We start from the raw sequence: 12,437 nt of genomic DNA on the forward strand, positions 1-12,437 counted from the left end.
CCTTGTTCAAACGGAGGAGCCAGCCAACAGAATCAGATAGATATCAGTGTAGGCAATCTATCTTGCCAAGTCCGGTGCCAACTTGCCAACTCACTGTGCGGCATCGGGCGGGCGGAGAAAAAGCCCTGGCAGAGGTCACAGCCGAGCCTGGCCAGCAGGTGCCAGGTCGCCGCGTCCTCCACCCCTTCTGCCACCGTTTTGAGCCCGAGCTTGCGGGCCAGCTCGATACTGGACTCGATAATGGCCAGGTGCGCCGGATCGGCATGGCAGCGATCGACGAAGGAGCGATCCAGCTTCAGCTCGGTAAAGGGCAGCAGCGCCAGCTGCTGCATCGAGGAGTAGCCGGTGCCAAAGTCATCGATGGAGAGGCCAAAACCGTGCATCCGCAGCCGGGTCAGCACCTCCAGCATGGCACCGATGTCACGAATGAAAGCACTCTCGGTCACCTCCAGGGTGATAAGGGCCGGATCCACGCTCCAGTGCCGACACTGGTCAATCAGGGTCTGGCACAGACTGCCGTCATTGAGGGAGCTGGCACACAGATTCATCGACAGATTGATCGACAATCCGGTTTCCCCCCACAGGTGGGCATCACTCAACGACTTGCCAATGATGATCTCGGTCAGGGGCGCAATCAGGTCGTGCTCTTCCGCCATCGGGATAAAGAGTCCCGGCGAGATGAGTCCATATTCGGGATGCTGCCAGCGAGCCAGCGCCTCCATCCCGGCCCACTGACCCGTGGCGAAGCTCACCTTCGGCTGATACCAGGGCAAGATCTGCTGCTGCTCGATGCCGCGTTTGAGCTGATCGAGATCGATCCTGTGCCCCTCCTCCTGACGGGAGGGCTCCCGGGCGGGAGACCATGACTGAATCAGCTGTGCGAGTTGCCCCGGCCGGGCGGGCTTGTCGAGCCGCCCCAGCACATGCAAGCCATAGGCGGCACTCATGCGCAGCACCGCCTCGACCACATCCCCCTCCAGCGCGCTGGAGAGGATGATGCCGCCGCGAAAGCCTGCCTGCGAGAGACGGCGCAGCAAACCCATGCCATCCATGCCGGGCATCCGCAGGTCACAGAGCAGGATATCGACTCTCTGCTGCTGGCAGAGCGCCAGCGCCTCCACCCCGTCCCGCGCCTCCAGCAGTTGCCGATAGCCCAGGCCACGGATCTGATGCAACAGCGCCTTGCGTTGAAAGGTGTGATCCTCAGCCACCATGATGACCACTTCATGCTCGCGCTTGTTCATTCAGCCATAATCCTGTCTCGTAGGTAACCCGGTTGATCAGCAGATCAACCTCCTGCCCCAGCACGGCAAACTCATCCAGCTGCTTGAGCCGTGCGGCACTCTCCAGCAGTTCGGCCTGTTCGGCCAGGGCACACTCCCCCACCATGCGGGCGGCCCCTTTTATGCGGTGAGCGATCTCCAGCAACGCGTCCCCGTTGCGGACCGCCAGCGCCGCCATCATCTCTTCGCGATCCAGCAGATTGGAGGCCAGATATTCGCTGGCCATGGCTCTGGCATCCTCTTCATCGCCAAACAGCGCCATCCAGCGGGCAGCCAGCGCCGACGCGCCGGTGAGCGGCTCCGGAGTCACGGCTGCGCAGGCTGGCAGCCACTGCACCAGCGTCTGGCGCAGCGCTTCCAGCATATAAGGCTTGATCAGCATGCCGTTCATGCCGGCGGCGACCATGCGGGCCGACGCCTCCTCCGAGGTATCGGCCGTCACCCCTATGATGGGGGCCTGATCGCCGTTGGCGCGCAGGGTGTTGGTCAGGGTATAGCCATCCATCACCGGCATATGGCAGTCGGTCAGCAACAGCGAGAAGGGCTCTGCCTGCCAGGCCTGCAGCGCCTGCTCGCCGTTCTCGACTACCACGCACTCGACCCCCAGGATCCCCAGCTGGCGCTCCAGCAGGGCCCGGTTGACCGGATGGTCATCCGCCACCAGTACCCGACCGTTCAACTTGTCGGCATGCGTAGCCATCACCGGATTGACGACCCCGCAGAGCAGCTCGCGGCCACTCTCCAGCAGCAGGTCCGGATAGAGAGGAGAGAGTCCCAGTCGCCACCAGCGCGCCGGGCCCAGTCGGGTTCGCAGCACCTCGTCAGGGGAGAAGACGATCCCCTTGAGCCCGGGCTGCTGCACCCGCTCCAACCAGTTGTGGCCGAGATCGCGCGCCAGCCAGCGCTCGTCGGCCAGCAGCAGGCCATTGACCCCCCGAGCCAGCCGGTTGGCATCGATAGGGTGCAATTTGGCCCCCAACCGCGTCATCGTCTGTTCCAGCAGGTGGTCGTCACCGAAATACCACCACTCGCTGCCTGTCAGCGCCGGGAGATCCCAGTGGGGGTTGCTCAGCGGAATGGTGAAGCAGAAACTGGCCCCCTCACCGGCCCGGCTATTGAGGCTCAGCGAGCCCCCCATCTTGCGCACCAGTTGATCGCAAATGGCCAATCCCAGCCCGGTGCCGCCATAACGACGATTGATATCGGAGTCGAGCTGCTCGAACGGGGTGAACAGCAGCGCCTGCTTCTCCTCGGCGATCCCGATGCCGGAGTCGGCTACCGTGATGGCGAGCTGCTGCTCCCGATACCTGACGCGAATGGCAATCACCCCGCGCTCGGTAAACTTGACCGCATTGTTCAGCAGGTTGGAGACCACCTGCGCCACCCGGATGGCATCGATATCCGCCCGATCCGGCACCTCGCTCTCCCAGCTGAACTCGACTTGCAACCCCTTGCCATGGGCCTGGGCGGCATGACCACGAACCGCATCGCAAATCACCGACTGCAACGGGCTCGACTGATAATCCAGATGAAGCTGGCCCGCCTCGATCTTGGAGAAATCGAGGATATCGTTGACCAGATAGAGCAGGTTGTTGGTCGAGGTGACCACGTTGCGCAGCAGATAGCGCTGATCATCGTCCACGTCGCTCATCCGCAGCAGCTCCAGCATGCCGTGCATCCCCGAAATCGGCGTGCGAAGCTCATGGCTCATGGTGGCCAGAAAGCGACTGCGGGCCTGCATGGCCTGTTCGGCGCTGGCGCGCGCCTCATGCAACTCATACTGCTGCTGTTTGAGGGCCGTGATGTCCTGCACCATGCCGTTGAGCAGCAGGGTATCCGGCCCTTGCTCCACGAAGCTGCCCCGCACCTGCAGATAGCGTTCGCCACCGTAGTGGGGCACCTTGACCTCCCAGTCGATCGGCGTCCGGGTCGGCGCATTGGCGGCAACCCGACTGAAGAACGCCTGCAACACCTCTTCACTGACGCCAAATGTCTTCCACTCGGATCTGGCGGACATCAGGGCCTGGGAAGGCACCCCCAGCGTCTCCCCCGCCCCTTGCGAGACATAGAGAAAACGTCCCTGATCCGAGCGATGCCACAGATACTGATAGACCACGCCGGGCATGCTGTCCGTCATGTCCCGCAGCATGGCTTCCACTTCGCGCACCTTGTCCTCGGCGGCTTTCAGGGCGCTGACATCGGTCAGCACGGTCAATACCCCCTGGATCTCGCCATCTGCCGCCCGGTAGGGCAACTTGACATAGACCACATGGAACTGGGATTCGTCAATCCGCCGGGTATAGCCAGCGCCCTCCAGCCTGACGCCGGTCGCCCAGACGCTCTGCTCTTCACGCAGCATCTGCTCCCGCTCCTCGGTATGCATATAACTCCAGCCATCCCCGCCGGATTCTGCGCCGATAAAGGCCTCCCGATACGCCTTGTTGCAGAGGGTCAGGTTCTGTTGGCGATCTCGCAGTGCCACCATGCTCGGCAAGGAGTCGAGCAGCGTCTGGACAAAGGCCAGCTGCTCGTTGAGCTGTTTTTGGGCCTGTTTTCGCTGATCATTTTGCCGCTGCAGCGTTTGGTTCCAGTGCCAGAAGATGGTAAAGAACACCAGCGCCCCCCCCGCGCAGACCAGAAACCACAGCACCACGGTGCGGGTATCCAGGCCGGTCTGCAGCCGCATCGTCAGCCAACGGGATTCAAGCTTGTCAATCTCGTGCTGGGGGATGGCATAGAGGATCTTGGTCAGGATCTGCTGCAACATGGGGTCGGCGGGGGATACCCCCATGGCGCCGGGAAGTCGCAAGTTTTGCCCGGAGTAGACCACCCGATAGCGATCTTCAAAGCCTCGCCCCAGGGCGGCCGGCAGGGTGGTCATGGTAAGCAGCACATAATCGGCCCGCCCCTCATCGAGCAGGCGCAGCAGGCGGCTGTCATCCTTCACCTCCACCGGAATGGCCCCCAGCGAGGCCAACAGCTCCTCGTCAATGGACGCATCCACAATGCCGACCCGCGTGCCTCGCAACAATTCGATGTCGGAGAGATTTTTGCTCTCTCTCCCCCCCACGATGACGCGGTCAACAAACATGTAGTTGGGGGTGTAAATCCCCAGATGCTCGCGCTCTGCCGACGGGCTCATCACCGGAATAAAGTCGATCAGGTGTTTTTTGAGCAAATTCTGGGTCTCTCGCCAGGATTCGGTACGCACCAGCGAGAACTCCAGCCCGGAGTAGCGGCGCAGCAGGGCCACCATATCGGGTACGTAGCCCACCAGCTTGCCACGATAATTGAACTCGCTCATCGAGACCCAGTGCGGCGAGATGCCGTAGCGCAAGATCGGATGCGTGCGCAGCCACGCCTGCTCCTCGGGGGTAAATTTGACCGTGGTGATCTCCCCCGATGCCGTAGTCTGCCCCCCATTGATGGCTTCAAGGATCGGGCGCATGTCCGTCACCGGCAGCTCGGGCATGACCCGGTTTATCAGGCTGGTGAGCCCGGAGTTGTTGCGCAGCATATTGACGGACAAGGAGGAGACCGGCGCCCACTGCGGTTTGACAATCGAAAAACCGGCATTGGGGTTTTGTGCCCGCTCCGACAATAGCGATGGCATATCCGCCAGATAGGCATCCGCCAGCTGTTGCTTGAGCATGAAGGTGGCTTCGCTGCGCCGCTCCACCGCCTTGACCGGCACCAGACCCAGCGCCTCGAGCTGGCCACAGGAGTCGGTCCCGACCATGCAGACCCATTTAAGCTTGCGAGCCTCGTCAAGAGAGAGCCGGGTGAGCGTGCGATTCAGCAGCACCCCCTGCGGAATAAAGAACGGAAAGGGCACCGAGGCTATCTGGTTTTCCCACTGCTCTCCGGGCTGAAAATTGATGATGATGTGCACCTTGCCCGCCTGCAACGCGCTCAGCGCCTCGTCATAGGAGGTGAACTCCTTGTAGTGCAGGGGCAAGCCGAGCGCTCTGGCGATCAATAGCGCCATCTCGGGCACCGGGCCGTTGAACCCCTGTACCGCATCCTTGTAGCTATAAGGGGGCGCTCCCATCATCGGCATACCGATGATCAGCTCGTGATGGGCCGCGCTCCACTGACGTTCGGCCTCTGTAAGCGCCAATGGATTAAGCCCTGCTTTAGATTCACTCAGTCCCAGCACACACCATAGCAGCAGGGATATAAACTGAAATAAACGGCGAGTGCGGCTCATAACCTGAATCCAAAGAAAGGTCGGCCGCAAATAATAGAGATTTTCGCAAAATTCGCGAATGGATATTCGCGCATTAACTTAACCACAGCTTAATAAAATGAAAATGGCAGACCGGGGTCTGCCATCAATGCCAAGAAAGGGGCCATACAGGCCCCTTCCATCAGGTTATTCGATTCCCGAGTCGGAAGCCGGTTTGATACTCCCGCTCGCGAACGAGGGAGATCTGACCCTGATACCCTTCCAGCCCGATATCCCTGAGCAGGGCGGGTGACAGATTGACCTGCACGAGACGACGCTCGACCCGAGCAATCCTTCTCTGGACCAGGGATTCAACACTGCGCAGTAAAACCAGTTCGATAGACATGACATTCTCCAGTAGAACAGGCGGTTCTCCCGGAGAAAGTGGATATCACCCTGCGGGACGAACCGCGGGTGATAAAAAGACAGGAGTTACCTGTTTACGCCACGCGGTAAAAGAGCACGAGATTTCACGCCGCACGCAGTGCCGCGAGAGAATGCAATATTGAGCATCAGATGTTGCATATTCGTCTCCTTACCGGGTAAAAGTTGAACAGGTTGCAGAAGTCTAAAAAATATCCGAATTTAAAACAAGCCTCCTGCGACTCCTTTTTAAACGTTTTCATGGCATTTTATGCTGCCTGACCAGGGGCAACCCCGGGCATCAGATCCCGGAGAGCAGCCGGTACTCCTCCAGCACATAGGTATCTGTCATGCCGCTGACGTAGTCGAGCAGCAGCCGCACCCGGTAATACCACTCCTGCTCATGCTGGCAGGCAAAGCGCGAGTCCGGGGTGGCAATCGCCAGCCGGTAGGCCTTGAGATGGCGGGCCGAGAGGCGGTGATAGAGGCGGCGGGCGAAGAAGAGATCCTGACTCCCCTCCCCGGCCAACAGGCGAGCAAATTGCCGCGCCGGCAGCGCCAACAGACAGGCATAGCTGGTCAGCACCCCACGCAGCGCCGCATACCCTTCCAGCTCGAGCGCTTCCACCTCGGGGCGCATAAAGACCAGCTCCCGGGCCACCTGTTTGAGGATATCGAGCACCCGCGCCGCCGGCGCCTGACCGTGCAGCAGTGCCTGCGGATAGGAGCCCTGCAAAATGGCCTGATGTTCGCTGACATAGCTCTGCGCCGCCAGTGCCACCAGATCACGGGTCAATTGCTGGCGAAAATGGGGGAAAAAGCCCCGACCAGAGGCCAATGCCTCATCCAGCAACGCCGCTAGATAGTCGCTTCCATCAGCACGGCGCAACGCCACCAGCAGCTCTGACAGTGTCAGGATCCGCCGATCCACAGCATCTTCCAGATCGGCGATGCAGTAGGAGATGTCGTCCGCCGCCTCCATGATGTAGACCAGCGGATGGCGACAGCCGGGGGCCAGCCCCAGACTCTGGCCGAGGGCGCGGTAGAGCGGCTGCTCGCTGAAGAAGATGCCGCGCTTGCTGCTCCAGCCGTGATGCTGGCCGTAACTCACGCCGGGTTGCGGCTGCTGCGGGTATTTGCACAGCGCCGCCAGTTGCCCGAGCGTCAGGTTGAGTTCGTGCAGGCTGTGCACCAGCCGCAGGCTCTGGGCGTTGCCATCAAACAACTGCAGATCCTGACGCAATTCCGCCCACTGGGCCGAGGGGGGCTGCGCCAGCGCCTGCTGATAGAGGGGATCGAGCATCTCGCCAAGCCACTGGCTCATCACCTGCTCGCCAAAATGGCCAAACGGCGGGTTGCCCACATCATGGAGCAGGCAGGACATCTCCACCAGATTGATAAAGGCCCCTTCGCAGACCACGCCTGCTGGCAAGGCGGCCAGAATGCGGCGACTGATCTGGCGACCGGTCTCCTGCACCTCCAGCGAATGGGTGAGGCGACTGCGCACCGAGGCCTTCACATCGAGCGGAAAGACCTGGGTCTTCTGCTGCAACCGGCGCACCGGCGCGGCCTGCACGATGCGGGCGCGATCCTGCTCGGTCGCCTCCAGCAGATCTTCATCCCCCCAGGAGTGGATGCGCGCGGGGGTAATCAAACGGCTATACATCTTGCAGCTCCTTGCCAACAACGTCCCTCAGACTCAAGACAACCACCCGCCTCAAGACAACAACCAGCGCCGCAGACGGGCGATATCGCCGGGATATTCGCGGCGCAGCGTTTCAATCCAGTCTTCCACGTTTTCCCACCAGGCGGGGTGATCCGGGCTCTGGATCAGCTGGGCCGTCTGCTGCAGACGGCGCAGGCCGATGGAACCTGCCGCCCCTTTTATCTTGTGGGCCTCCTCCACCACCCCCGCCTGATCCTTGGCAATCATGTTGGAGTCGAGCACCGCCATGTAGTCCGGCATCATCTTCTCGAACAGATCGACGCTGGAGAGCAGCACCGGCTTGCCCACGGTATCTGCGTAATCGGTGAGGAAGGGCAAGTCCAGCAGCGCATCCTGATTGCCCGCATCCGCCTGCTCGTCCGCTTCATCCTCGGCCAGACCGGCAAACAGGTGGCCAATCACCTCCCGCACCGCTTTGGAACCGAGCGGCTTGTTGATCACATCCTGCATGCCGTGATCCCGGTAGTACTGGCGATCGCCGGTTGAGTTGGCGGTGAGCGCCACCATGGGCGGCAGGCTGTCGCCATAACGCGCCAGCAGTTGTTCCGCCACATCGAAGCCGGTCATGTCCGGCAGCTGGATATCGAGCAAAATGAGGTCAAAATCATCCGGGTTGGCCATCGCCAGCGCCTGGGTGCCGTCCCGCGCCACCTGCACCTGATGACCCAGCTTGTTGAGTAACGCGCAAGCCACCGTCACGTTGAGCTCCACATCCTCCACCAGCAGGATATCGAGGGAGGGCATCTCCTCTTCCGGCTCGGCCAGCACCGGCTCGGCGCAGGCCACTTCCAGTTCGGCGGTGAAGCAGGAGCCCTCGCCCGGATCGCTGTCCACGTAGAGCTGGCCCCCCATCGCCTGCACCAGCTGACGGGAGACCGCCAACCCAATGCCGGTACCGGTGGCGTGCTTCTTGCCCTGCACCTGATAGTACATGGCGAAGATCTTCTCCTGCTGGGCGCGCGGGATGCCGACACCGGTATCCTCCACCTCGAAGTGCAGGGCCAGCTTGCCCGGCTCGTCGGCAGGATGGGCGAGACAACGTACGGTGACGCCCCCCTCATCGGTAAACTTGACCGCGTTGCCCACCAGATTCCACAACACCTGGCGCAAGCGGGTGCCATCGGCCATCACGAATTGCGGCATGTCGCCGTCGCGATCGAAGTGCAGATAGAGCCCCTTCTGCTCTGCCTGAATACGCGACAGGGTCTCCAGCTCGTCGAGGAAGGCGGGCAGGTCGATGCGGGTCGGCGCAATTTCGAGGCGACGACGATCGAGTTTGTCGAGATCGATGATGTCGTTGAAGATATTGCCAAGGGTCACCGCACTCAGGTGGATGGTCTTGAGCTGCTGATGCTGCTTGGGATCGAGGGGGGTATCCATCAGCATCCGGCTCAAGCCCACGATGCCGTTGAGCGGGGTGCGCAACTCGTGGCTGATAGTGGAGATAAAGGTGGTCTTGTCGCGACTCGCCTTCTCCAGCTTGTCCTGATACTGCTTGCGCTCGGTGATGTCGCGGCCAAAGCCGAGCAGACCGAGCCGCTTGCCGAAGCGATCGAAGAAGGGCACCTTGCGCAGCTCGAAATAGGCCTTACGGCCATCGGGATACTCCAGCCACTGCTCGTAGGTAAGCGGCTCGTTACTGGCGAAGACCTGCCGGTCAGTCTCGACGATCTTGTTGGCGATCTCCTGCTTGTAGACATCGAACGGGGTCAGGCCGATCAGCTCCGCCTCCACCTTGCCGGTCAACTCCTCCATGGCGCGGTTGCAGCCGGAGAACTGCTCATCCTCGTTGCGGTAGTAGACCAGATCCGGAGAGCAGTCGATAAAGGATCGCAACAGGGCGGTGCGCTCCCCCAGATGGAGTTGGGCTTTTTCGCGCTGGAACACCTCGTTCTCCAGATCCTCGATGGCCTGCAGACGCAGGCTCTCGGCCCGGTTGGTCTCGGCAATCTGGGCGTTGAGGCGACTGATGTTCTCCTGCAACTGGGTATTGAGCTCCAGATCCCGCTCGCGCATATCCTGCAGCTTGCGCACCATGCGCGTCAGCCGCTGGCGGGAGTCCTCCAGCTGATCCACCACGATGGAGAGAAAATAGACGGCCCAGGGGGTCACCAGCAGGCCGAAGAAGACCGAACGAACGAAGTCGATCACATCGATATTGCCGCGCAGGAACAGGGTCACCCCCATCTGGATGGCGACCGCCAGCACGATAATGCCTGCCGCCAGAAACATGCTGAATCGCACCAGTCCCAGCTTGGTCATCAGATCGACGTAATATTGCGCCCAGGATTTAATCTGTTTCATCTTGTTGTTTTCCCCCGATATTCGCGGTACAGAATACCAGCACAACAGGGGGAACTCTTCTTTATCTCATCCCGTTGCGTCACGATTCTGTGAGCTGGCTGACGAATGTCGGCAACTTGAACCTCATCTTTTCATCCCGAACGATCGGATCAGGAGAACACTTCGATGCGTCACATCTCTCTGCTGGGCCTTGGCCTGCTTGTCGCCAACAGCGCCCATGCCGATTTGGGAAGCATACCCAAAGAGTCCGGCTGGTCCGGTTTTCTGCTGGGCGGTATCAATGTCGTCAACTATGAATCCAACTTCTACAGCGGCGATGATGACCACAACACCCTCTCCGGTCTGGGCAGCCCGCAGAGCAGTTCGGCCGTCACTCCGCTGATCAATGCCGACATCCGCTACACCTTTGCCGATACCCGCACCCAAATTTTTCTCGGCAACCTGATCCAGGATGCCATTCGCTTCGACTTCACCCAGCAACTGGGGCTGCGGCAGGAGCTGGGGGACAAGGGGATTGTCGGCGGCTCGCTGGTGTTCAGCGCCATGCCAACCGAGCAGTGGAGCGATCCGTTTGCCGTGGGGGTGGCCCGCAGCTCGACCGACATCAACTCGACCGGCGTGCGGGCAAGCTGGGACAATATCTGGGGCAGCAATTTCAATGGCAGCCTGACCACCCGCAACATCGACGTGGATGAGGAGCGCAGCGGCCAGCAATACGACGCCATCCACCATACCAACTACGCCTCGGCCCTCGATCGCAACGGCAAGATCCACGCCCTCGAACTCTCCTATCAGTGGCGCTTTAGCGGCGGCCACGTGATTGAGCCCGCGCTGATCTATCGCGATGCGGATCTCGACGGGCGCGCCCAGCGCTACAAGCAGAGCGGCATGCAGCTGACCTATGCCAAGCGGGGCGCCCAGTGGTCATTTGTCAGCAACCTCTACCTCGGCCAGAGCAACTATGACGAGGCCAACCCCCTCTTCGGCCAGTACGCCGATGCCGACGAGTTTGCGGCGAACGCCATCTTCTTCTGGCACAACCTGTTTGGCGTCAGTGCCCTCTCGGCGACCGCCAGCGCGGCGTATGGCAAATCCCGCTCGGATATCAGCTTCTACGATTCACAAGCCACCCGCTTCAGCACCGGCCTGCTCTACAACTTCTGACCTCTGGTGCAGCGCAAAAACACAAGGCCACTCGAAAGTGGCCTTGATGTCGTCTGGCTTGCGTCTCAAATCCCGAGGGAGTCGAGCAGATCGTCGTGATCGTTGGCGACCGGGGCTGCAGCCTGAACCGGCTTGGCAGCATCCAGCTTGGTCTGGGCGATCAGCGCATCGGGATCCAGTTCCTCGTGCTCCATCCCCTCATTGTGGATGCGGATGAACTCGGTTTTGTCCATCGCCAGCTCCAGATAGAAGATGTTGTTGCGGGCGGTGAAGAAGGTGACGCGGCGGGACTCCGGGCTGTCGAGATTGGTATCGACGCTCAGCATCACCTGCTTGTTGAGGGCCAGCATCTTCGGCTGGTTCTGGGTGATATGGGTCTGCAGATCCCGGCCCACCTTGACGGTAAAGCTGCCGACGATCTGGTTCATCAGCTCACCCATCACGTTGCTCACCTCGTCAGAGGTGTGGGAGATGGCGAGATCCTCCTTGGAGAGCCCCATGCTGAGCATGTAGCTCTCGTACAGCTCCATGGCGGCGGCGGCGGAGAAGTTGATCACCACCAGACCGGAAAAACCGCCATCGAACAGCACGAAACAGCCGATATCGGGCTTGAGGCAGGTCTTGCTGATCCGCTGCACCATGCCGGAAAAACGCACCTGACTCATGGTCGCGGCACTCAAAACGTCCGTCACCGAGTTGCACAGGCTGAGCAGCACATCCTCTGTGGTCAATACGGCATCGTCATCGGATCTTGTCACTATCATGGGACCTTCCTGAACTTCGAAAATGGGCTTATCTATACCATAACTCTAACAGATGGCGCGGCCCGGAGACTGAAATAGCGACACGCCTCTCAGTTGACTCCGTTATCAGCAGCCACAGGGGTGAAACCGCTCAGCTTGGCGAGCCGGGCACGCCATGTATCGGCCTGCTGCGCCAAAACTTGTGGCTCGTAAGGCACGGCCGGATGAGCTCCCCAGATGGGGCCGGGCCAGGCGCGATCCGTCGCAAAGCGGGCGACATGGTGAAGGTGGAGTTGCGGCACCAGATTGCCCAACGCCCCTATGTTGATCTTGTCCGGGCTGAGGGCCTGTTCCATCAGGGCGGCGACGGCGCAGGACTCCTGCATCAGCTGTTGCTGCTGCTCCGGCGCCAGATGGTGAATTTCCCGCAAATCGGCCACCCGCGGTACCAGGATCAGCCAGGGATACTGGCTATCTTTGGCCAGCAAGACACGGCAGAGGGGCAGATCCCCGAGCCACCGGGTATCTGCCTGCAGGCGTGAATGCAATTCAAACATGAAAACCTCGTTGAGTACGATGAACAGAGCGCCTGAAAAAGGAGTGTCCACGTTACTGCAACGGGCGGA

Annotated in this window: 8 protein-coding genes; 1 reads left to right on the forward strand and 7 read right to left on the reverse strand. The window is 60.8% G+C overall.

The window, feature by feature from the left end; genetic code table 11:
• Positions 1–32 precede the first annotated feature (32 nt).
• From PG888_RS08975 to arcB, 5 genes are all read right to left on the reverse strand, one after another.
• Positions 33–1,244: an EAL domain-containing response regulator gene (locus PG888_RS08975; RefSeq protein ID WP_111808608.1), complete on the reverse strand. Its 1,212-nt coding sequence runs from the start codon at positions 1,242–1,244 to the stop codon at positions 33–35.
• Positions 1,225–5,493 (reverse strand): ATP-binding protein, encoded by a 4,269-nt coding sequence (locus PG888_RS08980; protein ID WP_182938903.1) that lies wholly within the window; start codon positions 5,491–5,493, stop codon positions 1,225–1,227. Before PG888_RS08980 ends, PG888_RS08975 begins: the two co-directional genes overlap by 20 nt.
• 160 nt (positions 5,494–5,653) lie before the next feature.
• Positions 5,654–5,857: a hypothetical protein gene (locus tag PG888_RS08985; protein ID WP_042059910.1), complete on the reverse strand. Its 204-nt coding sequence runs from the start codon at positions 5,855–5,857 to the stop codon at positions 5,654–5,656.
• Between the two features lie 318 nt (positions 5,858–6,175).
• Entirely contained in the window at positions 6,176–7,540 is a 1,365-nt protein-coding gene (gene dgt, locus PG888_RS08990; protein ID WP_058053058.1) for a dGTPase, read from the reverse strand.
• A 51-nt stretch (positions 7,541–7,591) separates the two neighbouring features.
• Positions 7,592–9,904, reverse strand: coding sequence for an aerobic respiration two-component sensor histidine kinase ArcB (gene arcB, locus PG888_RS08995; RefSeq protein ID WP_111808616.1), 2,313 nt, complete (start codon positions 9,902–9,904; stop codon positions 7,592–7,594).
• 165 nt (positions 9,905–10,069) lie between these two features.
• Here arcB and PG888_RS09000 point away from each other — a divergent pair, with 165 nt between their 5' ends.
• Positions 10,070–11,068: a DUF2860 family protein gene (locus PG888_RS09000; protein WP_182938902.1), complete on the forward strand. Its 999-nt coding sequence runs from the start codon at positions 10,070–10,072 to the stop codon at positions 11,066–11,068.
• A 65-nt stretch (positions 11,069–11,133) separates the two neighbouring features.
• Here the strand turns inward: PG888_RS09000 and PG888_RS09005 are convergent, their stop codons facing one another.
• Both PG888_RS09005 and PG888_RS09010 read right to left on the reverse strand, forming a co-directional pair.
• Entirely contained in the window at positions 11,134–11,832 is a 699-nt protein-coding gene (locus PG888_RS09005) for a DUF3334 family protein (RefSeq protein WP_042656806.1), read from the reverse strand.
• An 89-nt stretch (positions 11,833–11,921) separates the two neighbouring features.
• The gene (locus tag PG888_RS09010; protein WP_042656807.1) at positions 11,922–12,368 is read right to left on the reverse strand and encodes an HIT domain-containing protein; all 447 of its coding nucleotides are present in this window, start codon (positions 12,366–12,368) and stop codon (positions 11,922–11,924) included.
• Between the last annotated feature and the right edge of the window lie 69 nt (positions 12,369–12,437).

The sequence above is a fragment of the Aeromonas sp. QDB23 genome, from assembly GCF_027707745.1.
GTDB classification, from domain to species: Bacteria; Pseudomonadota; Gammaproteobacteria; order Enterobacterales; family Aeromonadaceae; genus Aeromonas; species Aeromonas allosaccharophila.

Excerpts from the sequence above, each read along its gene's own strand:
- PG888_RS08975 (WP_111808608.1), bottom strand. The coding sequence starts at position 1,244 with ATGAACAAGCGCGAGCATGAAGTGGTCATCATGGTGGCTGAGGATCAC.
- PG888_RS08980 (WP_182938903.1), bottom strand. The coding sequence starts at position 5,493 with ATGAGCCGCACTCGCCGTTTATTTCAGTTTATATCCCTGCTGCTATGG.
- PG888_RS08985 (WP_042059910.1), bottom strand. The coding sequence starts at position 5,857 with ATGTCTATCGAACTGGTTTTACTGCGCAGTGTTGAATCCCTGGTCCAG.
- dgt (WP_058053058.1), bottom strand. The coding sequence starts at position 7,540 with ATGTATAGCCGTTTGATTACCCCCGCGCGCATCCACTCCTGGGGGGAT.
- arcB (WP_111808616.1), bottom strand. The coding sequence starts at position 9,904 with ATGAAACAGATTAAATCCTGGGCGCAATATTACGTCGATCTGATGACC.
- PG888_RS09000 (WP_182938902.1), top strand. The coding sequence starts at position 10,070 with ATGCGTCACATCTCTCTGCTGGGCCTTGGCCTGCTTGTCGCCAACAGC.
- PG888_RS09005 (WP_042656806.1), bottom strand. The coding sequence starts at position 11,832 with ATGATAGTGACAAGATCCGATGACGATGCCGTATTGACCACAGAGGAT.
- PG888_RS09010 (WP_042656807.1), bottom strand. The coding sequence starts at position 12,368 with ATGTTTGAATTGCATTCACGCCTGCAGGCAGATACCCGGTGGCTCGGG.